This is a genomic window from Natrarchaeobaculum aegyptiacum, from assembly GCF_002156705.1.
GTDB lineage: Archaea > Halobacteriota > Halobacteria > Halobacteriales > Natrialbaceae > Natrarchaeobaculum > Natrarchaeobaculum aegyptiacum.
In genome coordinates, this window is record NZ_CP019893.1 from 3,534,006 (window position 1) to 3,560,987 (window position 26,982).

24 protein-coding genes, 1 tRNA gene, 1 other RNA gene and 1 pseudogene are annotated in these 26,982 nt (G+C 62.2%); 19 read left to right on the plus strand and 8 right to left on the minus strand.

The genetic code is table 11. The features are described from left to right. Positions 1–150: 150 nt before the first annotated feature. Genes B1756_RS17000 through B1756_RS17015 form a run of 4 tightly spaced genes read left to right on the plus strand, consistent with a single transcriptional unit; the run spans position 151 to position 6,627 of the window. Positions 151–1,653, plus strand: a complete 1,503-nt coding sequence (locus B1756_RS17000; protein ID WP_086889627.1) for a type I restriction-modification system subunit M — start codon at positions 151–153, stop codon at positions 1,651–1,653. Beyond that, positions 1,646–2,962, plus strand: a complete 1,317-nt coding sequence (locus B1756_RS17005; RefSeq protein WP_086889628.1) for a restriction endonuclease subunit S — start codon at positions 1,646–1,648, stop codon at positions 2,960–2,962. The genes B1756_RS17000 and B1756_RS17005 overlap by 8 nt, the downstream gene beginning before the upstream one ends. Next, positions 2,955–5,912 (plus strand): type I restriction endonuclease subunit R, encoded by a 2,958-nt coding sequence (locus B1756_RS17010; protein WP_086889629.1) that lies wholly within the window; start codon positions 2,955–2,957, stop codon positions 5,910–5,912. The genes B1756_RS17005 and B1756_RS17010 overlap by 8 nt, the downstream gene beginning before the upstream one ends. Then, the gene (locus B1756_RS17015) at positions 5,905–6,627 is read left to right on the plus strand and encodes a M48 family metallopeptidase (protein ID WP_086889630.1); all 723 of its coding nucleotides are present in this window, start codon (positions 5,905–5,907) and stop codon (positions 6,625–6,627) included. Before B1756_RS17010 ends, B1756_RS17015 begins: the two co-directional genes overlap by 8 nt. 236 nt (positions 6,628–6,863) lie before the next feature. On the opposite strand, the gene B1756_RS17020 is transcribed toward B1756_RS17015, so the two are convergent. After that, a tRNA-Arg gene (locus B1756_RS17020) sits at positions 6,864–6,938 on the minus strand. A 147-nt stretch (positions 6,939–7,085) separates the two neighbouring features. On the opposite strand from B1756_RS17020, the gene B1756_RS17025 reads away from it, so the two are divergent. From B1756_RS17025 to B1756_RS20275, 5 genes and pseudogenes are all read left to right on the plus strand, one after another. Beyond that, entirely contained in the window at positions 7,086–7,274 is a 189-nt protein-coding gene (locus B1756_RS17025; RefSeq protein ID WP_086889631.1) for a DUF7511 domain-containing protein, read from the plus strand. Between the two features lie 111 nt (positions 7,275–7,385). Further along, on the plus strand, positions 7,386–8,237 hold the full coding sequence (locus B1756_RS17030) for a geranylgeranylglycerol-phosphate geranylgeranyltransferase (RefSeq protein WP_086889632.1): 852 nt from the start codon (positions 7,386–7,388) through the stop codon (positions 8,235–8,237). Between the two features lie 260 nt (positions 8,238–8,497). Beyond that, positions 8,498–9,118, plus strand: a complete 621-nt coding sequence (locus B1756_RS17035; protein WP_086889633.1) for an RAD55 family ATPase — start codon at positions 8,498–8,500, stop codon at positions 9,116–9,118. Positions 9,119–9,192: 74 nt separating this feature from the next. Beyond that, positions 9,193–9,603 (plus strand): CoA-binding protein, encoded by a 411-nt coding sequence (locus B1756_RS17040; protein WP_086889634.1) that lies wholly within the window; start codon positions 9,193–9,195, stop codon positions 9,601–9,603. Positions 9,604–9,687: 84 nt separating this feature from the next. Beyond that, positions 9,688–9,870, plus strand: a pseudogene (locus B1756_RS20275) (hypothetical protein); the annotation flags it as partial. Between the two features lie 161 nt (positions 9,871–10,031). On the opposite strand, the gene B1756_RS17050 reads toward B1756_RS20275, so the two are convergent. Continuing rightward, entirely contained in the window at positions 10,032–10,376 is a 345-nt protein-coding gene (locus B1756_RS17050; RefSeq protein WP_086889636.1) for a DUF5798 family protein, read from the minus strand. 466 nt (positions 10,377–10,842) lie between these two features. On the opposite strand from B1756_RS17050, the gene ffs reads away from it, so the two are divergent. Next, an RNA gene (ffs, locus tag B1756_RS17055) (signal recognition particle sRNA) lies at positions 10,843–11,154 on the plus strand. A 137-nt stretch (positions 11,155–11,291) separates the two neighbouring features. Here ffs and B1756_RS17060 read toward each other — a convergent pair. Beyond that, positions 11,292–12,530, minus strand: coding sequence for a PQQ-dependent sugar dehydrogenase (locus B1756_RS17060; RefSeq protein WP_086889637.1), 1,239 nt, complete (start codon positions 12,528–12,530; stop codon positions 11,292–11,294). Positions 12,531–12,723: 193 nt separating this feature from the next. On the opposite strand from B1756_RS17060, the gene B1756_RS17065 reads away from it, so the two are divergent. After that, a complete protein-coding gene (locus B1756_RS17065; RefSeq protein WP_086889638.1) occupies positions 12,724–13,518 on the plus strand; it encodes a LolA family protein in 795 nt (264 codons plus the stop codon). A 30-nt stretch (positions 13,519–13,548) separates the two neighbouring features. On the opposite strand, the gene B1756_RS17070 is transcribed toward B1756_RS17065, so the two are convergent. The 3 genes from B1756_RS17070 to B1756_RS17085 all read right to left on the minus strand — a co-directional run bounded on the left by B1756_RS17070 (position 13,549) and on the right by B1756_RS17085 (position 16,211). Beyond that, positions 13,549–13,797, minus strand: coding sequence for a YhbY family RNA-binding protein (locus B1756_RS17070; protein WP_086889639.1), 249 nt, complete (start codon positions 13,795–13,797; stop codon positions 13,549–13,551). Between the two features lie 722 nt (positions 13,798–14,519). Further along, on the minus strand, positions 14,520–15,650 hold the full coding sequence (locus B1756_RS17080; RefSeq protein ID WP_120649689.1) for a transposase: 1,131 nt from the start codon (positions 15,648–15,650) through the stop codon (positions 14,520–14,522). A 201-nt stretch (positions 15,651–15,851) separates the two neighbouring features. Further along, positions 15,852–16,211, minus strand: a complete 360-nt coding sequence (locus tag B1756_RS17085) for a ribonuclease P protein component 4 (RefSeq protein ID WP_228434403.1) — start codon at positions 16,209–16,211, stop codon at positions 15,852–15,854. A gap of 58 nt (positions 16,212–16,269) precedes the next feature. On the opposite strand from B1756_RS17085, the gene B1756_RS17090 reads away from it, so the two are divergent. Continuing rightward, positions 16,270–18,093 (plus strand): ABC transporter substrate-binding protein, encoded by a 1,824-nt coding sequence (locus B1756_RS17090; protein WP_086889642.1) that lies wholly within the window; start codon positions 16,270–16,272, stop codon positions 18,091–18,093. Next, complete coding sequence (locus tag B1756_RS17095) at positions 18,093–19,067, plus strand: phosphatase PAP2 family protein (RefSeq protein WP_086889643.1); 975 nt, start codon at positions 18,093–18,095, stop codon at positions 19,065–19,067. Before B1756_RS17090 ends, B1756_RS17095 begins: the two co-directional genes overlap by 1 nt. Before the next feature lie 86 nt (positions 19,068–19,153). Here B1756_RS17095 and B1756_RS17100 read toward each other — a convergent pair whose 3' ends face one another. After that, positions 19,154–19,624, minus strand: coding sequence for an MGMT family protein (locus B1756_RS17100; RefSeq protein WP_086889644.1), 471 nt, complete (start codon positions 19,622–19,624; stop codon positions 19,154–19,156). A 108-nt stretch (positions 19,625–19,732) separates the two neighbouring features. Between B1756_RS17100 and B1756_RS17105 the strand changes: the two genes are divergently transcribed. Genes B1756_RS17105 through B1756_RS17120 form a run of 4 tightly spaced genes read left to right on the plus strand, consistent with a single transcriptional unit; the run spans position 19,733 to position 23,698 of the window. Then, positions 19,733–20,653: an indole-3-glycerol-phosphate synthase gene (locus B1756_RS17105; protein WP_086889645.1), complete on the plus strand. Its 921-nt coding sequence runs from the start codon at positions 19,733–19,735 to the stop codon at positions 20,651–20,653. Positions 20,654–20,684: 31 nt separating this feature from the next. Continuing rightward, complete coding sequence (gene trpB / locus B1756_RS17110; protein ID WP_086889646.1) at positions 20,685–21,947, plus strand: tryptophan synthase subunit beta; 1,263 nt, start codon at positions 20,685–20,687, stop codon at positions 21,945–21,947. Further along, positions 21,940–22,863: a tryptophan synthase subunit alpha gene (gene trpA, locus B1756_RS17115; protein WP_086889647.1), complete on the plus strand. Its 924-nt coding sequence runs from the start codon at positions 21,940–21,942 to the stop codon at positions 22,861–22,863. The genes trpB and trpA overlap by 8 nt, the downstream gene beginning before the upstream one ends. Before the next feature lie 25 nt (positions 22,864–22,888). Further along, entirely contained in the window at positions 22,889–23,698 is an 810-nt protein-coding gene (locus B1756_RS17120; protein ID WP_086889648.1) for a 2-amino-3,7-dideoxy-D-threo-hept-6-ulosonate synthase, read from the plus strand. Positions 23,699–23,740: 42 nt separating this feature from the next. Here B1756_RS17120 and B1756_RS17125 read toward each other — a convergent pair whose 3' ends face one another. After that, a complete protein-coding gene (locus B1756_RS17125) occupies positions 23,741–24,715 on the minus strand; it encodes a radical SAM protein (protein WP_186336477.1) in 975 nt (324 codons plus the stop codon). 172 nt (positions 24,716–24,887) lie between these two features. On the opposite strand from B1756_RS17125, the gene B1756_RS17130 reads away from it, so the two are divergent. Together B1756_RS17130 and truD are read left to right on the plus strand one after the other, a co-directional pair. After that, a complete protein-coding gene (locus tag B1756_RS17130; RefSeq protein WP_086890243.1) occupies positions 24,888–25,472 on the plus strand; it encodes a poly-gamma-glutamate hydrolase family protein in 585 nt (194 codons plus the stop codon). A gap of 75 nt (positions 25,473–25,547) precedes the next feature. Further along, positions 25,548–26,909, plus strand: a complete 1,362-nt coding sequence (truD, locus tag B1756_RS17135; protein ID WP_086889650.1) for a tRNA pseudouridine(13) synthase TruD — start codon at positions 25,548–25,550, stop codon at positions 26,907–26,909. Positions 26,910–26,982: the final 73 nt, after the last annotated feature.

Genomic DNA, 26,982 nt, shown 5'->3' on the forward strand with positions numbered 1-26,982 from the left:
TGGGCTTCTCCATGTCCTTCACCGGGGCGCTGCGGGCGCAACTTACGTCCGCACCCCAATTTGAGCAAGTGAGTAGCACCTGTTGTTATTGCACCCCCGCCCGCGAACGCTACCGCAGAGCATATGAGACCTGCATAGAACAGTAGTGATATGCCCATCTCGCTTGACGAACTGGAATCTCATCTGTTCAAGTGCGCCGATATAATCCGAGACGCCGTTGACCCGACCGACTACAAGGAATACATTCTCCCACTCGTCTATTACAAGTCCATCTCCGACGAGTTCGAGAAGCAGTACGCCGAGAACGTTGAGGAGTACGGCGAGGACTTCGCACGGCGGAACAACCTCTACGACATTCCAGTCGTCCCCGAAGGCTATCTGTGGGAGGACATTCGCGCAGTGAGCGACAACGTGGATCAAGCACTCAACGAGGCGTTCGATGCGCTCACCGAGGAAAATCCCGAACTCACGGGGGTCTTCCGCGCAGACTACATCGACGCCGACGCGCTTGATGACGACCGGCTCGGGAAACTCGTCGAACACCTCTCAAAACACGACCTTGACCGAGACAGCGTACCACCGGATATGCTCGGAGAGGCGTATATGGACTTGGTTCGCCACTTTGCGGAGGAGGAGGGCAAGTCTGGCGGGCAGTTCTTCACGCCACCGCACATCGTCAATCTCTGCGTGCGACTGGTCGATGAGTTCGAGGACGGCCACACATTCCACGACCCGACCGTTGGCTCGGGTGGGATGCTCATCGAGGCCGCACGCTACTACCGCGAGGAGCAGGGCGGCGACCCGACAAAGATGACCTTCACCGGGCAGGAAGTCAATCCAGACATTTCGGCCATCGCCAAGATGAACCTCTCCATTCATGGACTGGATGGGGAGATCGAGCGCGAGGACTCTCTTTCGAGTCCCGCGTTCACCGACGACGACTCGAACGAACTCACACGTTTCGACCGTGTATTGGCGAACTTCCCGTTTAGTGCTAACTGGGCGAAAGATGATCTCCAAGATGATCCGTATGGACGCTTTAACTGGCACGAGAAACTGCCGCGTGCCGACCGAGGGGACTACGCCTTTATTATGCATATAGCGGAGCAGTTGAAGCGCCCCGGGCGCGATGAGACGGGGGGCAAGGCCGCCGTTGTCATTCCTCATGGCGTGCTGTTCCGCAAGCGCGAGGGGAAATACCGGGAACATATGTTAGAGGAGGATATAGTAGAGGCTATCGTCGGGCTTCCTGAGAGTCTATTCCAGAATAATTCAATTCCCTCCGCAATCCTTGTGCTGAACACGGGCAAGCCCGCTGAGCGCGAGGACGAGGTGCAGTTCATCCACGCCGCAGACGAAGCGTTCTACGAAGAGTTGTCGAATCAAAATGAACTAACTGAGGACGGCCTCGACCACATCGTCGAGAACTTCCGCGAGTGGGCGACCGAGGAGCGGGTGAGTCGCACAGTATCGCTCGATGAGATTCGAGAGAACGACTACAACCTCAATATCGCGCTGTACGTGGACACGACTGAACCGGAAGAGGATATTGACGTGGAGGAGGAACTGGTGAAGTTACGTGAGCTGCAGGCAGAGCGTGAGGAGATAGAGGCGACGATGACGGAGCATATGGAGGCGTTGAACTATGAGTGAGCAAGTTGACATCACTGACTACGTAGATTCGGAATCCAAACAGGATTCTGCATGGGTTGAGAAACGTCTCGGTGAAGTCTTTAATTCCATTTATAGCGGAGGAACTCCAAAGAAAGGGGTAGATGAGTACTATGGCGGGAACATACCATTTGTCAAGATTGAAGACCTGAACGAACAGAAAGGGGAAGGAGTTTCGACAGCAGAAGACTATGTTACCAAACAGGCGTTAGAAGAAACAAGCACAAGAGCGTTTGACTCAGGGACGCTTCTACTAACTATCTATGGGAGCCTCGCTGAGACAGCAATAGTTCAGAGCCGTGTGGCTACAAATCAGGCTATTCTCGGACTATGGGATGCCGAGGAGGATAACGTACTCTATGTTCGCTATGCGATTGACAATTCACAACCAAGATTGGAGAGTTTGAGCCGTCAAACAACTCAAGCGAACTTAGGAAAGGGAATTGTAAAGAAGCATAAAATACCTATTCCACCACTCCCTGAACAGCGCAAAATTGCCACTGTACTTTACACGGTTGACCGGGCGATTAAGAACGCCGAGGCTATTGTTGACCGGCTTGAACGATTTTACAAGGGTCTTTACCAAAGTCTAATTCCGAGAGGAGTTGACCACGAGCAGTATGATAACGTTCGTATTTTGGGAAGGAATGTACAGATTCCTGTGAGTTGGGATGTAACAACAGTATCCGAAGCCTGTAGTGAGATTATTGATTATCGTGGAAAGAACCCAGAGTTCTCTGACGAAGGAATACCTCACCTCAGGAACATCAATATTGAACGAGGAGAAATTATTCTTGACGATCTCAAGCATGTTTCAGCGGAGACTTATGATGAATGGATGACAAGGGGAATCCCACAGGAGGGAGATACACTTCTATCGACTGAAGCCCCAATGGGAAAAGCTGCTGTCTTGCCTGAGATGAAATTCTCACTTTCTCAACGACTCATTGTTCTCAGGCCCGGGGAACAGTTTGACAATCGGTTCTTTGCACATTTAATGGGTTCTCCATTCGTTCAGAAAGAATATGAGGCACGCGCGACTGGCTCTACTGTTAAAGGAATCTCGAATTATAATCTACAAGAAGTTACCATACCTGTGCCACCTATGAAAGAACAAGAGGAAATCGCACAGCGAATTGACGAGACTTTAGATGTTATCCAAATAAATGAACAAGAAGTTGACCGACTCAAACGTCTCAAACGCGGTCTGATGCAAGACCTACTTTCGGGAACAGTCCAAACAACCGATACCACCATAGAGGTGCCCGAGGAAGTCGCTCAATATGGTTAGTATCCCATCCGAGGGCGGCGTCGAACGGTCGCTTCTCTCGTGGCTCGACGGCATAGGATGGGAGACACACGGACAGGACGGCGGACGCGGTGCGAACGTTCTCAATGAGGCCTACGAGCGCGACAGCCACGAGGTCATCTACTGGAACCTCCTCGCGGAGCAGGTCGTCGCATTGAATGAAGGAGTGACCGAAAACAACGTTGATAAGTTCGTCTCCTCCCTCCGGCGTGATCTCGACGCCGAGAACTTGATGGATGGTAATCAAGCCTTCTACCAGTTGCTTACCAAGGGCAAGACGTTCAATATCCAGCGCGATGACGGCGCGACCGACACAATCTACGTTGACCTCATTGACTACGAAAATCCCGAGAACAATCGCTTCCACGCGGTGAATCAGTTCTCCGTCTCGCGGGAGACGACTATCCGCCCGGACGTGAATCTGTTCGTCAACGGGATTCCGCTCGTGACGATGGAACTCAAGAGCCTCGCACAGGATAACGACTGGCACGACGCCGTTCGCGATCTCAAAGAGTACGAGGAGGACGTTTCCCGGCTGTTCGTCCCCGGTCTGTTCAACGTTGCCGCCGACACGATGGAACTACGGTACGGGGCTGTGGGTGCGCCGAAAGAGTTCTACGAGCCGTGGAACGACGCCCCGGAAGAGTTCGCAGACGACAACGCGATGAAGCAGGCGGTGAAGACGCTGTGTAACCCCTCGTCCATTCTTGACCTGCTCAAGCACTTCGTGTTCTACGAGCGGCGAGCCGGGGGCGACGCGAAAATCGTCCCGCGATATATGCAGTACTACGCGGTGAATCGCATCCTTGACCGCGTCCGTGAGGGCGACCACAAGCGCGGCCTCATCTGGCACACCCAAGGGTCGGGCAAGTCATTCACAATGCTGTACGCCGCCGAAAACCTACTCTCACGCCCCGCAGTCGCCCGCAACCCGCAGGTGTTCATCATCGTGGACACGGACAAATTAAACAGCCAGATGCGCGACCAACTGGCGAACCTCTCGCTGGAGCAATGGACGGAAGCCGAGAGCATCGACCACCTTCAGCAGCTCATCGAGGAGGGGAGCAGTCAACTCGTCCTCACGACCATCCAGAAGTTCGAGGACGTTGACCCTGACGTACAGGGGAACGACGAGGTAATCGTGATGAGCGACGAGGCACACCGATTTATGGAAGCCGATCTCGGGAGTCGTCTCGACGCCGCGCTCCCCGACTGCTACCACTTCGGGTTCACCGGCACGCCCGTCCGCGAAGGGGAGCGTCACGAAGACCGCAACACGTTCCGCGAGTTCTCTCCCGAGGGCGAGGACTACCTACACCGCTACTCGGTCAAGCAGGGAATTGATGATGGCCTGATTCTCCCTGTGTACTTCACGCTCCGTCACCAGATGAAGTGGGATATTGACGAGGCCGGGCTTGATGAGGAGTTCGAGCAGGAGTTCCGGGGACTGACTACGGACGAGAAACGCGAGGCCATCCGCGAGAACGTCACTGCGACGACGCTTGCGGAACTCGAACCGCGTGTGGAGAAGGCCGTCGAAGAAATCGACAAGCATTACGACACCCACGTTTCCCCGAACGGCTGGAAAGGAATGGTCGTGACCCCGAGCCGCCGGTCTGCGGCGATGTACGGTGAGCGGCTCGCAGAACTCCGAGGCAAGGAGGAGGTGAAAGTTCTCTACACCTCGACCAAGGATGACTCCGATCTCATTCAGCAGTTCCACACGGACTCTGAGGAGCGTGACAGCATCGTCAAGGCGTTCAAAGAGGAGGAGAACCCGAAACTCCTCGTCGTCCACAATATGCTCCTCACGGGCTTCGACGCCCCAATGCTCAAGACGATGTATCTCGACCGCAATCTCAAGAACCACAATCTAATGCAAGCCATCGCCCGGACGAACCGACCTGCCGCAGGCAAGGAGAACGGCGAGATTGTGGACTTCCAAGGCGTCTTCGAGAACATCGACGAGGCGCTCGACTACGACGCTGAGACGAAGGCCTACGCCGCCCGTGACAAGGATGAACTCTACGACGATCTCGTAGAGCAGGTTGAGCGGGTGATGGGTATCTTCGACGGGATTCCGAAGACCGACACGCAAGAGGCGACCTCCGAGGCCATCGAGCGCGTTAGCACGCACCCGGAACGCCGCGAGTTCAAGCAGAACTTCCGGCGGCTCCAAAACCTCTACGAGGCCGTCGCACCAGATGGGCGGCTCGTAAGCGAAGGCATCGAGCGCGACTACAAGTGGCTGAGTCGGATTCACGTTGCGTTCAAGCGCACGACCTCGGGCGACGATGACCCCGAAGAGGAGATGCGCGAGAAGACGAGGGAGATAATCAACAAGCACGTCGATATTTCGGAAATCAAGCGTGACTTCCCGACGTACAAACTTGGAGAAGAATACCTCGAAGATGTAGAGGGATTAGACAATCCCGGCGTCAAGGCATCGCAGATCGCGCACGCAACTCGCGAACATCTTCACCCACGTGAGAACCAGAACCCCCGCTACAAGCGACTAAGTGAACGAGTCACAGATATAGTTGAGCGGTGGCAGGGCGATGAGATGGCCGATCCCGAAGCGGTTGAAGCCCTGAAATCTGTGGAAGAGGAAGTGCTGAACGTCGAGAGAGAAGCCGATGAGGAGGGGATGGAAGCCGCTGAGTTCGCTATCTACACACACCTGACCGAGGAGACGCCGGACGCGATAGAGTCCGACGAGCAGGCAGAGAGAGTTGCTGAGGAAATTGTCTCGCAGTTCCGTGAGCGTGTTGACCGAGGCTACTCCGGCTGGAAGACGAATCAACAGACCATCGCGGAAATCGAGCGCATCCTATTGGATGTGCTGGTGGTAGAACACGACCTCGGCCACCTCATCCGAGATTATGACGGCTTCGTTGATTCCGTTCGGGATTACCTTGTCCAGAATGCCTAACACTCAACGGCGAACGGTGGAGTTGTTGGGCCAACCCGTCGAGTACGAACTCCGACGTAGTTCCGATGCAACTGAGCCGCGAATTGACGTGGATATTCACGGTATCACGGTTGTCGTTCCAGAATCCGACGAAATCCATCCCGAGGAACTACTCAAAGAGAACGCGGTATGGGTCGTGGAAAAGAAGGAGAAGTACGACACGTATCGCGAAAAGATTCCAGAGCGGGAGTATGAGGAGGGTGCGGTGTTCCCGTATCTTGGCGAGGAGCGTGAAATCGTGGTAGAGCGCCGCCCGTCATCGGGCGTCACAGAGAACACACTACGGCTGGCACGCCACCACGTCGAGGATACTTCGGTCAAGCGCGCCCTCGAAACTCTCTATCGACGCAAGGCACGTGAGACATTCGAGGAGCGAGCGGAGTACTACGCCGAGCAGATGGGCGTAGAGTACGAGAAAATAGAGGTGCGCAATCAGAGGACGAAATGGGGTTCCTGCTCTACAACCGGAACACTCGGTCTAAACTGGCGGTTGATGATGGCCCCACAGGAGATCGTGGACTACATCGTGATTCACGAGTTGGCTCACCTTCGAGAACCCAATCACACTGATGCGTTCTGGTCACTCGTCGCGGAACACGATCCGAACTATGAGGAACACTCACGTTGGCTTGAAGAAAATAGCACCAGATTAGTTTTCTCCGACGAAGACCTCTGAGGTTGCTTTTCTCAGGTAGTAACCAGTGAGATGATGCCAAATCCGTTAGCCGTAGTCTCGCAGAGCGTGTTACAGACACACAGACTTATGATGAATGAGCAACTATTGGCACTTGGCTAATCGCACGACGGGACCGACCCCCGTTATGGAAAATAGCGAACTCTAACCGTCAAACAGACCATCCTTTATAAGTAATCCCGCGCCGTCCTGTGATTCCTAATCGTGATGAAACAGGATGGGCGCTGCAGGATTTGAACCCGCGACAACTTGGTCCGAAGCCAAGCACTCTGTCCAGACTGAGCTAAGCGCCCTCGGTCCTCTCTTTCGGGTGGCTTCGTATAAGTCACTCGATTTTCACCGGCCTCGAGTCCGGTCGGCGGGACGTGGGCGTCAGTTCCCGGGGGATGAAAATTACCAGTGGATGTCTATGTACTCGAGGACGTATCGTCACGTGATCTATGACGATCCACGATAGTCACGTTCCGCACGGTGGTCGGGTTCAGGCCGACGGTGAGGAACTCGAGTTGCTCACCGACGATGCAGACGTCTGGACGGTCGTCCCAGTCGAGGCGACCGGTGACGAGCGGGTGTGTCAGTGGATCTCTGTCGACGCCGAAACGCTCTGTGATCTCGAGGAGTGGCGCTGACCACGTGGGTTTCTGAAGAACAGTGTGCTCTGGTGCTGGTCGGTTTTCGTCCAGGTAAGGAGTCGACGACGGATCGGATTGCTTAACCGGGATGGCCCAACAGCCGTGGGTATGACCGCGGTTCGCGAGACGGTGAGGGGGCTGCTCGAGTTGACGCGGCCGGTGAACGTGATCGCAGCGAGTGTGCTGACGTTCATCGGTGCGTTCGTCGCTGGCGGCGTTACCGAGTATCCACTCGAGGTGGGTGCTGCGGTCGCAGCGACGGGGCTGGCCGTCGGTGCGGGGAACGCGATCAACGACTATTTCGACCGGGAGATCGATCGGATCAACCAGCCGGAGCGGGCGATTCCCAGGGGTGCAGTGAGTCCACGTGGTGCGCTCGTATTCAGTATCGTGTTGTTCGTCGCCGCGGTGGGGCTCGCGTTGACGCTTCCGGTACTCGCACTCGCGATCGCAGGGATCAACCTCGTCGCGCTGGTCGCGTATACCGAGTTCTTCAAGGGGCTGCCGGGCCTCGGAAACGCGCTCGTGGCTTATCTCGTCGGGAGCACGTTCCTGTTTGGCGCGGCGGCGGTGGGCGACGTGTGGCCGGCGGTCACCCTCGCGATCCTGGCGGCAGTGGCGACGGTCACCCGTGAGATCGTCAAGGACGTCGAGGACGTCAGTGGCGACCGCGAGGAGGGGCTGAACACACTGCCGATCGCCGTCGGGGAACGCCGGGCGCTGGTGATCGCGGCCGTCGTACTCGTGGCGGGCGTTCTCGCGAGTCCGCTGCCCTATTTCCTCGAGTACTTCGGCGTAACCTACCTGTTCGTGGTACTTCCCGCGGTCCTGGTTATGCTCGGGGGGATGGTTCGGAGCTTCGACGATCCGACGTCGGGACAGACGCTGCTCAAGTACGGGATGTTCCTCGCTGCGGTCGCCTTTATCGCCGGACGTGTGGCACTCGAGTTCGGGTGGTAGGTCTGATTGACGAGCCGGCTCGAGGTCCAGTCGAGGATTGTCTCGACTGTCCTTCGGGGACTCGTAACGCATCGCGCGTGAGCGATCCGTCGAGTCGATCCGGCGCAGGTGGGAAACCAGCGGCAGACGCACTGGCGCACTCGCAAATCGGAGTGTATCAAAAGGACTATATCCCAAATACTGCATTACTGTACCAGACTCCACGCGAAGGTCTCAGCCGCGTTCGCCAACGGGGCTGCCGATGGAAGTGATCATCTGACATGTATGATCTCGTCGATGTCGTTCCGGCATCTCGGATCGAGCCCGGGACGAACGTCCTCGTGACGGGCCCGCCGATGACCGGAAAGCGAAGCCTCGCTTACGAAATTCTCCTCGAGGGTGCGGTCCGGGGTGACGGTTCGATCGTCGTCTCGACGAAAGATAGCGCCGAGAACGTACTCGAGGAATTTACCTCACGAGCGGACGCGTCCGACGCAGACGTGGGGGTCGTCGACTGCGTCACGAAACAACGCGGCGTCGGGACGGTCGATGACGACCCTCGGGTCAAGTACGCGTCCTCGCCAGTCGACATGACCGGGATCGGGATCAAGCTCTCGGAGTTTTTACAGGATTTTTACGAGGATCGGGGCGTTACGGAGAACCGGGTTCTGTTGCACTCTGTCTCGACGCTCCTGATGTACTCCGATCTGCAGACCGTGTTTCGATTCCTCCACGTGTTCACCGGTCGGATTCAGAGCGCGGACGCTCTCGGTCTGTACGTCATCGACTCGACGGCACACGACGACCAGACCATGAACACGCTGAAACAGCTGTTCGACGGCCTCATCACCGTCGACGAGGGCGACGGCGACGAACCGGCCATCGACACCGTCGGCCTCTGATCTGGCCCGTAGTCCGTCGGTTCTCGGGACCCTGACGTGGAGCGTTTATACCGGACAGGTACGTAGCCCACCGCATGCCACTCGAGGAAGACGACGAGATCGAGGCGGTGCTCGAGTACGAGACGGTTGCGGTCGTCGGCTGTTCGACGACGCCGGGGAAGGCGGCCCACGACGTGCCGGCGTACCTCGCCGAACACGGGTACGAGGTGATCCCCGTCAATCCCTACGCTGACGAGGTGCTCGATCGGGAGGCGGTCGACTCGCTGTTGGCAGTCGACGAGGAGATCGACGTGGTCTGCGTCTTCAGGCCCAGCGAAGAGGTCGACGGAATCGTCGATGCAGCCCTCGAGCGAGACGACGTGTCGGTGATCTGGACGCAACTGGGTATTCGTGACGACGACGCCGCCGCGCGGGCAGAAGCCGACGGTCGGTCGGTCGTCCAGGACCGGTGTATGAAGGTCGAACATCGACGACTCGCAGCCTGAGGAAATCGAAGTCGCCGCTATCGGATCGACACCTGAGGGCACCGACAGAGACTTACCGGCAAGCGCAGTACGACAACTGAGACCATGTGTGACCAGTTCGGGGACTGTTCGAACGACGGGACCTGCCAGCTCGTCCTCAGAAACCGGCAGACGGGGATGGAACTGGTCGAGCATCACTGCAAGGCCCACCTCGTCCTGCGGGTCTGGGAGGTCGAACGCGACGACGCGTTCGAGGTCGTCGACGCGCGGACACTCGACTGGTCGCCGGACGCGACAGATCCGTTCGACGTCCCAGCCGACGACGACTCTTCCGACGATGGGCAACCGCTCGAGCGTCACGGACCAGTCGTCGGGCCGGTTCGTGAGCCGTCAGCCGAGATCACTGACGCGGACGAGTGATCGGGGAGAAACGCCGAGCGTGTTCTGGGTCAGTCAGCGGTCGCGTCTTCGCTCTCCTCGCGTTCGTCGGTCGAGGCGTCCTCGCTCGCCTCGGGGTCGTCCGGGTCTGGGGCCGTCTCCGGTTCGTCTGCGTCGTCGATCGCAGCGTCGGCGAGGATCGCGTCGGCGTCGAGTCCCTGTTCTTCTGCGATCGCCAGCAGTAACGCTCGCTGTTCGGTGACCTGATGGTCCAGCCGCTTGACGGTGTCGTGGGTGTCGTCGACCTCGCCCTCGAGGTTGACGATCCGTTGCTGGAGTTGCTGGACCTGCTTGTACATCGCTTCGGCGCTCTCTGAGAGGGTTTGAATCTTCTTTGCGGTGCTGCCGAGTCCCATGGTCGAGCGATGTTTCGGCTGGCTAATGGGCCTTTTCCTCTCTGTCACGCCTCGAGCGACGATAGACTGTCCACTGGTACCCTACTACATTATGGGGTCGCGTGGTTCTTTCACCGCTGGGCGTCCATTCCGGAGGGATGGTTCCCAGAGAGCGCTGGACGTCCGAGTGGGCGGAATGCAGGTCGCGCTCGTCTTGGGAGCGTACGACGTCGTCCTGATCGTCCTCGCCGTACCGCTGTCGTCGAAAGAGCGAGGCGAGTCGGGGGCCACAGACCACGGCGACCTCGAGTGACCGTCCGTCACCGCGGAGCAAATCAACTGAAATGCGTCGAACGATTCCATCCTGCTGAACCCAGATGGAGCGGCGGAGCGAACGGGTGAGACGACTGCTGTGGATTGCTGAGGACCCGATCGCAGTCTGGCGATTTTGGAGGCGAAAGGTCCTTAAGTGCCAGGCGTCTACGGGTAGATGGATAGGTCGGGCAGTTTGGCCCTGCTCACAACCCGCGCTATGGTCATTAGCGGGGACCGAAGGCCGCGGGCGTCCGGTCAGACCGACCGGGGCCCCGGGAGCCAACAGAGAAGCCTCGTCCGTCGGGGACAGCGGTCCACGGTGGCCGTCCGCAGGGACGTCCCATCGTGGTTAACCGGCGACAGCCCATCAGGCGCGGAAGCGAGCAGTGGACCGCCGGACACCTGTCGCTCGACGGGTCGCGGGGTGGAGAAGGCAACCGGGATTCCCCCGGTCGGAACGCCGGGCAATCGCGGAATCCACCATTCATAATTCATACCGATCATTGACGCGACGCGAGCGACGTCGTTCGCGCGACCCCACGTCGATCGCTGTCCCGATCTCGGTTCTGTCGCCGCAACTGGCAAACGGACGGATAACCGCGGCGCGCCGCCTCGAGAGTGTCACTCCTGGGGCGTCAGCCGAACGATCGGTGCGTCCCCGTCGTCGACGGCGACGTAGACGTCACCGGTATCCGGGGCCACCACGACGTCCCTGATTCGCCAGCCTCGGCCCTCGAGCAGACGATCTTTCTCCGAGACGTCGGTTCCGTCGACGCTGAAGCGACCGAGGTACTGTCCAGCGAGATTTCCGACGAGGAGGTCGCCCTGCCACTCCGGGAAAGTATCGCCGTCGTAGAACGTCATTCCCGCCGGTGGAAATCCACCGGAGCCACACTTCCAGTAGTAGACGGGGTCGACCACGTCGTCGCGGTCGGCCGGCTCGTCACCGATGGGTTCGTCGGTCCCGTACGCACAGCCGTAGTGAGCGATCGGCCAGCCGTAGTTGCTGCCAGCCTCGAGCACGTTGAGTTCGTCGCCGTCTTCTTCACCGTGTTCGCTCTGCCAGAGTTCGTCCGTTTCGGGGTGGACCGTCATCCCCTGGGCGTTCCGGTGACCGTAGGTGTAGATGGCGTCGACGGCATCTTCATCGTCGACGAACGGGTTGTCGTCCGGGATCGAACCGTCGGGCTCGAGCCGGAGCGTCGTCCCGAGGTCGTTTGAGCGGTCCTGAGAGACGTGCTCGGCGTCGAAGCCGTCTTCCCGTCGGTCGCCGACCGAGACGTACAGCCGGTCGTCGGGGCCGAAGACGGCGCGTGAGCCGAAGTGGCCGCTCGAGTCGAGCCACGGCTCGGCGACGTACAGTTCGGTGCCGTCGGTGAGTTCGGGGTCGTCTCCGTCGTCGGCCTCGAGTCGGGCGCGGCCGACTGCCGTCGTCGACTCGCCGTCGTCGTTCGCGATCGAGTACGTCAGGTACACCCGCGGGTCGTCCGGAAAGTCGGGGTGGAGTGCGACGTCGAGCAACCCACCCTGTCCCGTCACGTAGACGACCGGCGCACCGTCGACTTCGGTGTGGCTCCCCCCTTCGCGGTCCACCAGTGAGAGCCGACCCTCGCGCTCGGTGACGAGCAGTCGCGAGTCCCCGGGAACGATGGCCATCGCCCACGGGTGTGCGAGCCCGTCGACGACCGTCTCGACCGCGAACGGGTCGTCGACGCTCGTCTCGAGGGCATCGACACAGCCGGCGAGTGCCGCAGTGAGTCCGCCGCCGATGGCTGCGAGCGCGCCTCGACGTGTGGACCCGGGGCCGGTCCTCGAGCGGGGTTCGCGCCGAGGTCGAGGGCGCTCCTGACTCGGTTCCATGACCGACGCTGGTTCCCGTAGTGGGTAAAATCCGTCGCCCGTCCCTGCGTGCCAGTTATCGTCGGATGGGACGGCCTCGCTGTGGCCGGTCGCGCTCGCACTGGTCGCTCTCGCTGGGGCTTCAGCCCGAGCCGACCTGCCGAACCTGTTCGGATGACAAAGTATACACCGTTCTCGAAAAAACGGTCTACCAATGGATCGGCAGCGAATCGCGCTCGGTCTCGTCGTGCTGGCAGCGACGGTCACCCTCGCTGGCTGTAGCGCCATCAGTATTCCCGGGGCCGACGGGACCAGCGGGGAGCCCGACCCGGTCGACGTCTTCGAGGGTGCGTTCGTCCACAGCGACGACCTCGAGGCCGTCAGCGGCGAGCGGACGATGCTCGTGTCAGACGGCGAGGCGACCACGAGTGAAACCGTCGCGGTCGCCGAACGACCGTACGTCGAGTACCGCAGCGAGGTGCTCGAGTCGGCAGTTCCCGACCGCGAGGGGGACGTCTACGTCTCGAACGCGACGGGGTCGTGGTGGTACTATCCCGACTCGAACGTCGTCCACGAATATCGGGCCGACGAGCCGTACGATAGCGACGAGGTCCGGGCCGCCCGGGCCGACGAAGCCGACCGACAGGCGGACCTCTACGACGTCGAGTACCTCGGAACCGAAACCGTCGCCGACCGCGAGGCCCACGTCGTCGACGTGACGGCGGCAAACGAAACCGTCACCGAGGGGCTCTCCTTGCTCGTCGGCGACACCGAGTTCGTCTTCGCCCTCGAGACCGTGAACCCGGAAGCTGAACTCGAGGTCGTCGAGCAACGCCTCTGGATCGACGTCGAGTACGACTACCCGCTCCGCGAGGAGGTCGTCATCGAGGACGACGACGGGACCGAGTACCTGCTCCGAGAGTGGTTCGAGTCGGTCGACTTCGAAGACGACGTCGACGACGAGACGTTCGTGTTCGAGCCGCCGGCGAATGCGACCGTCCACGAGTGACGGTGGGAAATCTCGAGCAGCGGGTACCAGCTATCGGTAGAAAACGGCGGTGTGTCCGCGGGTCTCGAACAGCTCTGCGTCGACGCGGTCGGCGAGGGTCTCTGCTTTCTCTTCGGTCGAGCTGCCGGATCGAGCCGCCCGGAGGAACTTCACCTTCACGAGGTCTTCGTTCGTGAGTTGGTCGTCGAGTTCGTCGACGACGGCTTCGATGCCACTCTTGCCAACCCAGACGGTGACGTCCAGATCGTGGGCGCGACGTTTGCGCTCCTGCTGGTCCATAGCCCGTCTAGCGGTGCCGACGGTTTGAATGTTCTCGAACGGATCGCTCGAGACGGAACCAGCCACGGTCGACTGGTCAGTATCCTAACGTTCATGATGGTTGATTCCGAACGAATAGGTGCGCACGAAAGTGCGCGAAGCCGGAGTGCACGCCTCCAAGCTACACACTCCGGCTCTAACACAGCCCCCGCGTAGCGGGAGCAATCCACCATTGACACCGGCGAAATAAAGACCTGCCGACGTCCACTCGAGTCAGCCGGAGCCTGTTCTGGTTCTCGAGCGTGGTTGCCTCCCGCCACGTCGGGTGCGATCACCACACACCATGCCCAGACCCGCCACGATCCATTGCGACTGTGGAACCGACGTTCGAACGGAGCCGACTGTCGGTGTCGTCACCTGTCCCGATTGCGACTCGAGGTTCGCCGCGAGAATCGTCGAACTGCCCAGCGACCACGACGGCTCGAGTCCGTTTCCCGGGATACGCTCGACTCGCGGGCCTTGACCTCCTCCCACGGCTGAACAGTAGTTGCTGATTCGATCAGGAAAGCCGCAAGGATTGGAGTGTCGTTCTCAACTCCGGCTTCGTGAAACCGTTCTCAGTGCTGTCCAGAGAGCGTAACAGCTGTCGAAGCGTTTCCTCAGCCTTGTTCTTCCAGTCTTACCAGTACTGAGGGGCGTACTGACTCGGGCTGCTCAGCCCGAGTCAGTCGCCGAGATAACCGCTACCCGTACGGTATTTGCCCGAGAAACGCGCGAAACAGGGCGGTCGGGACGACTGGATCCGTCCCGACCGCCCGGCGGGACGTCACGAGCAGGTTCGTCAACACCCACAGATTGTACAGCGCGACGGCGAACAGGAAGTAAAAGAGCCGTACTGAGAACGTCGGTGACGACGTTCTCGGGAGAAACTCCGTAATCTTGCGATAGGACGTTTCGATTCCCCAACGACGGCGATATGCTTCAGCCAGTGGCCGGGCGATCTCGACGTCAGTGCCGACGTCGAGATCGCGGTTGGTAACCAGACAGAAGTGGTCGTCATTTCGTGTTCGATGCGGAACGACGACGAGCCGGACTGTCGTTCGGCCCGTCGGCGGATTCGACCGAGCCATCTCGTACTCTGCAATGAACGTGTCGCTGTCGTGGTCATCAATAAATTGCTGTACCTTTTGTGTTTGCGGCGCACGCATGAGGAACTCAACGTCGAGTTCTTCGAGCGCTAGGGCGAGGTGAACACGATAGAAGCCACGATCGAGATAAAGGCGGTTGATTTCGACATACTCGCGGACGTCTGAGACGAGTTGGCGGAGTGCATCCGCCAACTCGTCGGTATCGCTGCCCTCCAAGGCTACCGATCCAAGCGTGAAACGGACGCTCGGATCGACGATACAGACGGTAGCGAACTTGTACGCGCGATCGGTGCCCTGCGCTGGATTCGTTGTACAGACGTGAGGAGTCTCTTTGTCCCCGTAATAGAGCCAGTCGTGAACGTCGATTGCGACGTCTACTGGCCTGGTAAACACGCGGTTGCGAGCGGCTTCGTCGAGGATTGCGTCGCGGACGCGGTCGAACTGATCGTCGACCGCGTCCGCGTCGAGTCCACGTAGATGGTAGAGGAGCGCTCGTGCGAGCGGATTTCGAGCGGTTGCGTCAATGGCGATATCGTCGCCACGGGCGAGCTGATAGGCTTTCGCACCAGTATTGGCGAATTCATTGTCGAATGCGATCCGAGCGAGGACTTGCTGGAAGTCCTCGCTCGGATAGGTGCCGTTCGCAGCGATCCCGAACTCAAGTTCTGGAAACAGCATCGACGACGCTGCACGAGTCACCTGCGTTGCCTCAGTTGTCTCGACCATATCGAGACAACGACCGCGACGGCAATCGTCACTTGGTCACTTCAGCAACTACTGTGAAGCCGTGGGATTCCTCCGCTGGGATGTAGGAACGACTCCGACGGTTCGGGGCGGCAAGTCCCGAGCGTGATGGGGCCTCGACGGTCGCCAGCGATCTCAGCGATCGCCGGCGGTCCCAGTGGCAGCGTTTCCCACCGCTCGAGGTCAGGTGTCGTACGGATACCGCGCGTGAGCGCCACAGGAACAGGTGATCACGACGTGTCCACGCTGGAGCCTGACCCGTGCGTTTTCGCCGGGGACGAGGTAGGTATCACACTCGTCGCAGGTAAACCGTCGAAACGTTCGGGGGAGGGTGAGTCGATTCCGTTCGGCGATCCGTCGTGCCAGTCGAACGTACTCTCTGGCACGATCCTCGTCCCCGGCTTTCGCCGCCGCTCGAGCGAGGTTCTCGAGCCGGTCGATCCGTTCGGCGGCGACGGTCATGCCAGATCGTTCGGGGACGGCCACCTTGGGGTTACTGGTGTCGCGTCGGGAGCAGAACTCGCGAACACGCGACTGGCTCACCCGACCGTCCGGCAGCGCAATACTGTTAACCGCCTGTGGCGAACGGTCGCCTGTCCAGATGTGCGGATCCCCACGGCCCTCCAATCGCGACTCGAGCGGGGTCGACCGTCGATCGCTTCTCGCGGCGACGGGAGTCGGTCTCTCGGTGGCGACGAGTGGCTGCATCAGGCAGGTTCGGAGCGCGATCAACCGGGACGACCCCGAGCAGCTCTCGCTGACGATCACCACGCGAACCGCTGACGGCGACCGCGAGAGCATCCAGCTCGCACGGGCGGTCAGGACCGCACTCGAGCGCGCGGGAATCGCCGTCGACCTCGACATGCGATCGGAAGAGGAGTTCTTCCGGTCGGTGCTGATCAACCAGGACTTCGACGTGTACGTCGGACAACACCCGGGTGACGTCGATCCGGACGTTCTCTACGAAGCCCTCCACTCCCGGTTCGTCGAAGAGGCCGGCTGGCAGAACCCGTTCGGCCTCTCGAGCCGACCGATCGACGAGCGCCTCGAGGCCCAGCGGTTGGCCCCGGAAGACGAGCGTGAGGCGGAAGTCGAGGCACTGCTCGAGGCGTTCGTCGCCGAACAGCCGTTCGTCCCGATCTGTGCCCGCGAGGAGTTCCGGCTCGTCCGGACGGACCGTTTCGGGGGCTGGAACGCGGGACACCCGGCGACGCGACTCGGATACCTCGGGCTCGAGGTCCACGACGACGCGAGTCAGCTTCGGATCGTCCATACGGACGCGCGCGTGTCGAAAAATCTGAATCCGCTCTCGGCGGAGTACCGGGAGGTGGGCGTCTTCGCCGACCTCTGCTACGATTCGCTCGCGACCGAAACCGGCGACGGCGCAGTCGTGCCGTGGCTGGCCTCGTCGTTCGAGTACGACGACGGTGGCGACGCCGAAGGCGACGAAACCGGGGGACGACTCGAGGTCGAACTCCGCGAGGACTGTTCCTTCCACGACGGGGAATCGGTAACCGTCGACGACGTGGTGTTCACCTACCAGTTCCTGCGAGACACGACGCGCGGAACCGCCGATTACCCGGCCCCGACGCCGCGCTTTCGCGGCCGGGTATCGATCGTCGACGAGGTGACCGTTCTCGACCGTGACGAGGGTCGACTCGCGTTCTCGGTGTCGGCGGACGAACCGGTCGCCGAGCGTGCGCTTCTGGTCCCGATTCTCCCCGAACACGTCTGGGCCGACCGGGACGGACGGCCCGATATCCCGGGCGTCCAGATCGCCGAGGGGACGACCGACGCACTCGTGACCGACGACGTACCGCCGGTCGGCAGCGGCCCCTACCAGTTCGCAGTGCGCAGCGAGCGCGAACACGTCACGTTCGAACGCTACGACGATCACTTCACCACCCGTGAAGACGTCTCGCTGCCCGGACCGACGGCGGCCGAACTGCGCGTCCAGATCGACCCCCGGAGCACGTCCGCGATCGAACTCGTCGAGACCGACGCCGCCGACGTCACGAGCCTTCCCCTCGAGAGCTACGTCGTCGGCGACGTCCTCGAGTCCGAGTCGATCGAGGGCAACGGCGACGTCGAGGTGCTCGAGTCGCCGTCGTGGTCGTTCTACCACCTCGGATTCAACCTCCGGCGGGCACCGTTCGGGAACCCGAACTTCCGGCAGGTCGTCGCCAGGTTGCTCGACCGCGAGACGCTGATCGCGGACGTGTTCGACGGTTACGCCCGGCCGACGGTCGTGCCGGTCACCGAGGAGTGGACCCCCGACTCGCTCGCGTGGGACGATGGACCTCCAGACCCGGTCGGTTCGTTCCTCGGGAGCGACGGCACGGTCGATCCCGGGGCGGCACGTGAGGCGTTCGAGGACGCGGGATTCGGCTACGGTGACGACGGAAGGCTCCGGGTGAGACGCTGATGCTCACGCAAGTCCTGATCCAGATTGCGATCGTCGTGAGCCTCCTCGTCCTCCTCGGGCTCGGACTGATAGTCGGTCGCGAACGACTTCGCCGAACTCGGTTCGAGTGGCGCTCGCGGGTCCGAGCGGTCGCACCCATCGCGGTCGTGCTGGTGGGCGTCCTGTCGTTCAACGACGTCGCTCGAGAGGGTGGTCCGGACGTCTCGTGGCTCATCCAGTGGAACCTCACGTGGACGATCTACGACCTCGAGGGGCAGTTCGTCCTCTGGTTGCAGTCGTTCGAGACGGCGTGGCTGACCGCGTACTTCTCGTGGATCTACATCTACGGCTACGTCTTCTTGCTCGTGTTCCCGGTCGTCGCGTACTTCGCGCTCTCCGAGACGCGGCCGCTGCGAGAGTTACTGGCGGCCTACACCCTGAACTACTCGCTCGGGCTGGTGATCTACGTCTTCATCATCGCCTACGGGCCGCGAAACCTGATGCCGGAACTGGTCGACGCACTGTTGTACGATACGTATCCCCAGTATCAGCACCTCACGAGGCAGGTCAACCGGAACACGAACGTCTTCCCGTCGCTGCACACCTCGCTCGCGGTGACCGTGTCGCTACTCGCCTATCGAACGCGCGAGTTCTACCCGCGCTGGAACTACGTCGCCGGGTTCCTCGGGTTCTCGGTCGCCACGTCGACGATGTATCTCGGCATCCACTGGGCGATCGACGTCGTCGCTGGCGCGATGCTCGCGTACGTGAGCGTTCGGCTGGCCGGTTCGCTCGTCGGTCGCTGGTCGATCTCGGCGTTCCTCGGGGACCGGTTCGGTTCGCTGTCGGTGCGTCGTCCGTTCGGGGCAGGTTTCGGCCGCAGTCACGACGCCGATTCCGGGAACACGTCCGGGACGGAATCCGAGTCACGGTCGGACGTCGAGACCGGCGCACGGTCCGAGTCCAGTACTGAATCCGAAGCCGAGTACAACTAGTACCGTTCCAGGCGTCGACTGCGAGGTCGATCCGACTGACGCCGATCGGTTCGACCTCGCAGTTCAGGCTTGGACCGCAACTAGCGTTACAGTTCCTCGAGCGAGCGGAGCTTCTGTTCGACCGCCGGCGGTGCAGCGCTCGGCCCGTCTCGGACCCGGTGGTCGGGAATGAGGATCGGAGCCGGGTTCTCGTCGAGGGCGGTCCTGACCAGCACCAGGTCGTCTCCATCGTCCGGGTCGAGTTCCGGCGTCATCCGGGCCAGCGCCTCCACGCCGACCTGATCGCCGTAGGGAATCTCCCGGACTGACTCGAGCACAGCCCGCTGGTCCGTCGGAACGGTCAGCGCGACCTGCACGTTCTCGAAGGTGACGGGCTCGAGCCCATCCAGGTACTCGAAGAGTTGCTCGAGGATCGGGTGGTCGGGTTCTGCGTCGTCGTCCGCCTGCTCCGGGAACGAGACGGTCAGGACCCGTCCGCTGGCGACGCCGACCTGTACGTACCGGTCGAGATACGACGATTCGCGCGCGTAGATACCCGCGTCCGTAACCTCGTCCATGCGCGTGGGTTCGTGCCACGGACTTGAATAGCCGCCGGTCCCCGACTGGCGGGCGGCGACCGCGAGGACGCAAGCCTTATGTACACATGAGTACGTCGATGTACAATAATGAACTCCGAGACGGAACTGGCTCCCCCGGTGGCGTCGATTCTCGAGGCCGCCGACGAGCGCTCGAGTCCGGACGGCCGGGTCGACGTCGACGCGCGGCCGTTCGACGAGGCGATCGCGCGGGCGGACGCCGACGGGCGGGTCCCGCTGATCGCCGAAGTGAAGCCGACGAGTCCCACCGCCGACGGAACGCGCGAGGACGATCCCGTCGAACTCGCACAGGCGATGGTCGACGGCGGCGCGGCGGCGATCTCGGTCCTCACGGAACCGACCCACTTCGGTGGCTCGCCCGAGGCGCTGACAGAGATCCGGGAAGCCGTCGACGTCCCCGTCCTTCGGAAAGACTTCCTCTTGCGCGAGGAACACCTCGACCTCGTCGAGGCCGACCTCGTCCTCCTGATCGTCCGATTTGTCGACGACCTCGAGGGGTTGCTCACCGCTGCTCGCGAGCGAGGCTTCCAGCCGCTCGTCGAAGTCCACGACGAGGCCGAACTCGAGACCGCACTCGAGGCCGGTGCTGAACTCGTCGGTGTGAACAATCGGGATCTGGCGAAACTTGAGGTCGACCTCGAAACCTTCGAGTCGGTCGCTCCCAAAGCGAGGCGCATAACGCGCCTCGAGAACGCGAATAGCGAGGGACTCCCCGAGTCCCTCGAACCATGCGAGCGAACCGATGGTTCGCACGCAGACGGCGACGCCGTAAGCAGCGTTCCCAACGACGTGACGCTGGTCGCCGAAAGCGGCGTCTCCTCGCCCGCAGACGTACGACGGATGCGCGCGGCGGGCGCAGACGCCCTGCTCGTCGGCAGCGCGATCATGGACCACGGCGCGGGCGAGACCGACGTCGAGGCGAACACCCGGCGGCTGACCGAGGCGAGCGGCAACTGTGACGGCGACGCGAACGAGATCGAACACACATGACTGCGACACCACACACTGACGGGGGAGACCGATGAGCACGGGTGACCAGACTGACCGACGGGATAGCGAGGCCACCTTCGGCGAGTACGGCGGCCGGTACGTCCCCGAGGCGCTGATGCCGGCGATCCTCGAACTCGAGGACGCCTACGAGCGCTACGTGCTCGAGAACGAGGATGGCTTCATGGACGAGTTCCGCGAGCGGATGCGTGAGTTCGGCGGCCGGCCGACGCCCTTGCAGCGTGCAGACCGACTGAGCGAGCGCTACGACCGGGAGATCTACCTCAAGCGCGAGGACCTCCTGCACGGGGGTGCCCACAAACTGAACAACGCACTCGGGCAGGTCCTCCTCGCGAAGTACATGGGGAAAGAACGTATCATCGCCGAGACCGGTGCCGGCCAGCACGGCACCGCGACCGCGATGGCCGCGGCCCACCTCGAGATGCCCTGTGAGATCTACATGGGCCGGACGGACATCAACCGCCAGCGGCCGAACGTTTACCGCATCCGAATGAACGGGGCCGAGGTCAACTCCGTCACCGCCGGTTCCGGGACGCTGAAAGAGGCCATCAACGAGACGATGCGCGACTGGGCGACGACCGTGGAGACGACCCACTACGTGATCGGCTCCGTGGTCGGCCCGCACCCGTTTCCAAAACTCGTGCGTGACTTCCAGTCGGTCATCGGAAAAGAAGCACGCGAACAGGTTCGCGAGCAGGCCGGCCGACTCCCGGACAGCGTCGTCGCCTGCGCCGGCGGCGGCTCGAACACGATGGGGGCGTTCCACGCGTTCGTCCCGGATACCGACGTCGACCTGTACGCCGTCGAGGCCGGCGGCTCGAGCCTCGAAATCGACGAGGCGGAAGGCCTCGCTCCCAACTCGGCGACGCTCTCGACCGGTACCGACGGCGTCCTCCACGGCGCGATGACCAAGCTCCTCCAGCAGAGAGACGGCCAGATCGTCGAATCCCACAGCGTGAGCGCGGGGCTCGACTACGCCGGTGTCGGTCCGGAACTCGCCCACCTCGTCGACACCGATCGGGTGACGCCCGTCAGCGTCGACGACGAGACCGCACTCGAGGGCTTCCATCGGCTCTCGCGACTCGAGGGGATCATCCCCGCGCTCGAGTCCTCCCACGCGCTGGGGTACGTAGAAGAAGCCCACGAGGACCTCGGCGAACTCGTCGTCGTCAACGTCTCCGGCCGCGGCGACAAGGACCTCGAGACGGTGCTCGAGGAGACCGAGAAGCGCGACCTTGAGGCCGCCCCGGACGTGGAGGTGTTCACCAGTGAATAATCCGGACGCCGCCTCGACGGCCGACAGCAAGATCGAACGCGCTATCAGCGAGAATCACCCGGCGCTCATCACCTACGTCACCGCGGGCGATCCCTCGCTCGAGGATACCAAAGCGTACGTCGAGGCGCTCGACCGTGGCGGCGCGGACCTGATCGAACTCGGGCTTCCCTTTTCCGAGCCTATCGCCGAAGGGCCGACGATCCAGGCGGCGATCAATCGCGCGCTCGAGGCCGGCACCACGCCCGACGGCTTCTTCGAACTCGTCGAGGATCTCGAGACCGAGGCACCGTTGCTGGTGATGACCTACTACAACATGGTCCTCCAGTATGGGACGGGCGAGGCGTCACGCGTCTCTGACAGTCGAGCGGTCGAACCGCGAGACGGGCCGGACGTTCGGCCGTTCGTCGAACGCGCGGCCGAGGCTGGACTCGCGGGAATCATCGTCCCGGACCTTCCCGCAGAGGAGGCCGATCCGTTGCGCGAGGCCTGCGACGACCACGGACTCGACCTCGTCTTCATCGTCGCACCGACGACCGACGGCGAACGCCTCGAGCGCATCATGTCTCAGGTCACTGGCTTCGCGTACGTCCAGGCTCGCCTCGGCACGACCGGTGCCCGCGCGGACGTCTCGGGAGCCACCCACGAGAGCCTCGAGCGCCTCGCCGACTACGACGTCCCGAAGGCCGTCGGTTTCGGCGTCAGCGAGGGTGCCCACGCGACCGAAATCGTCGAGGCTGGCGCTGATGGCGTCATCGTCGGCAGCGCGCTGATCGACATCATCGCCAGCAGCGACGGCACCGACGAGGCCGTCGGCGCACTCGAGGCCAAAGCCGCAGAGCTCAAAGCTGGTGCACTCGACGGTGTCGGCGACCCGGGAGGAACCGACCGGGATGCGCCCGAACCAGAACATCCATAACGGCTAGCTTGCTACTCACCCGCAAATGAAGACGACAGGAACGCAGGCGCGACTCGAGCGTATCGGGACAGACGACACGTACGTCATCGTCCCGATGGACCACGGGATCACACTCGGTGCCGTGACCGGCCTCAAAGAGATCGAGTCGACGATCGACGCAGTCACCCGCGGTGGCGCAGACGCCGTGCTCACCCAGAAGGGAATCGCCCCGCGCGTCCACGACCACAAGAACGACGCCGGTTACATCGCCCACCTCAACGCCTCGACGTCGGTCGGTCCGGCCTCGAACGACAAGCGTCTCACTGGCACCGTCGAGGAAGCCATCCGTGCGGGTGCCGACGCAGTAAGTTTCCACATTAACGTCGGCTCCGACTACGAACCTGACCAGCTCACCCAGCTGGCCGAGGTGACCGCCGAGGCCGACCGTTTCGGTATGCCCGTCCTCGCGATGGCCTACGCCCGCGGGGCTAACCTCGAGGGTGAGGACCCCGAACACGACCCCGAATACCTCGGTCACGCCGTCCGCCTCGCCGAGGAACTCGGTGCCGACGTCGTGAAGACGGCCTACAGCGGCGACGCAGAGAGCTTCGAACACGTCTGTGAGTCGACGTGCCTTCCCGTCGTCATCGCCGGTGGCTCTCGTGGCACCGACCGCGAGACGATCGAGATGGTCCGCGGCGCGATGGACGGCGGTGCCGCCGGCGTCTCGATGGGCCGGTCGATCTTCCAGCACGACGACCCTGAAGCGATCGCCGCCGCCGTCGCCGGCGTCGTCCACGACGACCTCGACGCCGACGAGGCCCTCGCGGAGGCCGGACTCACGCTCGAGGCCTGACCTCGTCTTCGTACTCCTGACTCTCCCCAGCGGGAGACTCGATCAGAACCGATCGAAGAGCCCACCGTGGCTCTGGAGCATCGATCGGTCGAGACTCAGTCGCTCGAGTCCGACGTCTCGGGCGTGCTCGACGACCGCTTCGTACTCGTCAGCGGTGATCGGACGGCTAATCTCCTCGTAGAACGACTCCGTTCTGGCCCTGTAGTGGGGGCGGTACTGGGCCATGACGTTGACAAACGTCTCCGTCGAGAGTTCCTCGGCGAGAAACGTCAGCACGCCGGTCGCGTTCTCGACGTGGTTCGGCATCACGAGGTGACGGACGAGCAGGCCGCCGGTCGCGAGGCCGGTGTCGTCGATCCGGAGGTCGCCGACCTGCCGGTGCATCTCCCTGAGTGACTCCGTACCGTTTTCCCAGTAACTGGGCGCTTTCGAGTATTTTGCCGCGGCCGCGTCGTCGGACCACTTGACGTCCGGCATGTAGACGTCGACGATGCCGTCGAGGTGCTCGAGGATCTCCGGGCGTTCGTAGCCGCCGCAGTTCCAGACGATCGGCACGTCGAGGCCACGGTCCCTGGCGATTTTGACCGCCTCGATCAGGTGGGGGGAGTGGTGAGTCGGCGAGACGAAATTGACGTTGTGACAGCCCCGTGCCTCGAGTTCGAGGGCCATGTCGGCGATCTCTTCGGACGTCGCTGGCTCGCCTTCCGCCTCGTGACTCGTCTCGAAGTTCTGGCAGAAGACGCACTTCATGTTGCAGTTGGCGAGGAAGATGGTGCCGCTTCCGTTGTGGCCGCGGAGGCAGTCTTCTTCTCCGAAGTGGGGGAAGTACGCCGAGACGTACGCCGTGTCGTCGACCTGGCAGGTTCCCTTCTGGCCGGCCGTTCGGTCGACGTAACACTCGTAGGCGCAGAGATCGCAGTCGGCGTATCGCGCCCGTAAATCGGCTATCCGCGCTTCGAACACCTCGTTTGGAAGCTGCTGATAGTTCGGAGTCGCGGCGTGGGAATCGATGCTCACACGATCCAGTTTGGGACTGTCCCACATACGTCTATTGTGGGGAGAACCCGACAGTCCGGTAGTTCGAACGGTTACAACGAAATGGGGGTCGTCACGAACGGACTCGAGTCGGTAGTCCCGTCGGCACTGTGGTCGCAAACCATTATCGCACCCGCCGTCGTGGACCATGCCCGTGTCTCGACCGACCATCACGACCCGGCCCCTCGAGGTGACAGAGACGGGCCACTACACCGAACTGCTGTACGACGACGGAGAGAACGACGATCGCCTGTGGTGTGCCGCCCACGGTGGGTTCGTCGAACCCGGGACGGCAGAACTCGCACTCGAGCTCGCGACTGGATCGGCGACTGCCAGCTGCTGGGCCTGTCTCGGGTACGACGAGGAACACGACGAGTTCGACCTCTGGCACCCACCCTCGAGCGAGTTCGCACCCGGGACGTACCCCCTGCTCGAGCGAATCGCCGATCGCGGCTTCGAGACAGTGATCAGCCTCCACGGACTCGCCGCAGACGAGGTGATCGTCGGCGGCGGCGCCGACGAACGGACGAAGGGCGCACTCGAAACTGCGCTCGAGCGCACGGTTTCGGTCCCCGTCAAGACGGTCACCGGAGGCCCGTACGGCGGCGTCAGCCCGCAGAACTTCGTCAACTGGCTCGCCCGGGACGGGACCGGCGGAATCCAGCTCGAGCTGGGGCCGACCGCGCGAACGACCGACGTCGACGCGGTTCGGTCGGCACTCGAGTCGTGGCTCGAGTGATCGGCGACCGTCGCCGGGGGTCAGTCGCGAGAACGAACCGATTTACCGGTTCGACCCAAAGCGACGCGTATCAGCATGCGTCCGGCACACCCTATAGAGCAAGCTGTCGGTATGAGCTACTACGTCACCGAGACCGACGGCGTCGGCGGTCGCCTCCGAGTCGCGGACGAGCACTTTCGCGTGCGCGAACTCGAGCGGTTCGCGACCGAACCGGTCGACGCGCCGACGGACGCCTATCCACATCTGGTCTTCCGGGCGACGCTCCGGGGCTGGGACACAAACGACTTCGCGTCGCGGCTCTCTGACGCCCTCGGCGTCTCGCGGGAGCGCGTCGACTGGGCCGGCACGAAGGACAAACACGCGATCACGACCCAGCTGTTCTCCGTCTACGGAGCCGACCCGTCCGACCTCCCCGAGATCGACGGCGTCGAAATCGAGGTACTCGGACGGGCCGGGCGCTCACTCGAGTTCGGCGACCTGGCAGGCAACGCGTTCGACCTCGTCGTAAGCGATCCCGAGCGACCCGAGAACGCCGACCGTATCACCGCCGAACTCGAGGCGTTCGCTGGTGCCGACGAGCGGCCCGAAGCCGAACCGGACGACGCCACGCGGATCGGCGTCCCCAACTTCTTCGGCCAGCAACGCTTCGGCAGTCGTCGACCGGTCACCCACGAGGTCGGCCTCGAGATCGTCCGCGACGACTGGGAAGGGGCGGTGATGGCCTACCTCGGAAATCCGGCCGCGGCCGAACCCGAGGGAACCCGGGATGCAAGGGAATTCGTCGAAGAAACTCGCGACTGGCAGGAGGCACTCGAGCGGTTCCCCCACCGCCTGCGCTACGAGCGCTCGATGCTCCACGAACTCGCCGAGTGCGACGGCGAGCCCGAGCCCGACGACTTCAGGGCCGCTCTCGAGCGCCTCCCGTCGAACCTCCAGCGGCTATTCGTCCACGCCGCCCAGTCGTACGCGTTCAACCTGATGCTGAGCGAGCGCCTCGAGCGTGGGCTCCCGTTCGACCGCCCCGTCGAAGGCGACGTCGTCTGTTTCGCGGATACCGATGCCCCCGAGGGGCTCGAGTTGCCCGACGTCGATCGGCTCCAGCGCGTCGACGAGCGTCGCGTCCGGTCGGTGACTCGCCACTGCGAGCGGGGCCGGGCGTTCGTCACCGCCCCGCTGGTCGGCACCGAGACCGACCTTGCCGACGGCGAACAGGGCGAGATCGAACGCGCCGTCCTCGACGACTTCGACCTCGAGCCCGCCGACTTCGACCTCCCCGGGGAGTTCTACTCGAGCGGGACCCGGCGGGCCATCCTGGTCCGAACCCCGATCGAGGTCACCGGGGACCCGATCGAACTCTCGTTCGCTCTGCCGAAGGGGTCGTACGCGACCGTCGTCGCCCGGGAGTACCTGAAGGTCGACCCCGTTTCCCTCGGATAGCGCTCACCGCTGTCGTTCTCGAGTGTTCGTCGAATTCCCTCACGGGGGGCTCGACCACCGCTGTACGAAACTG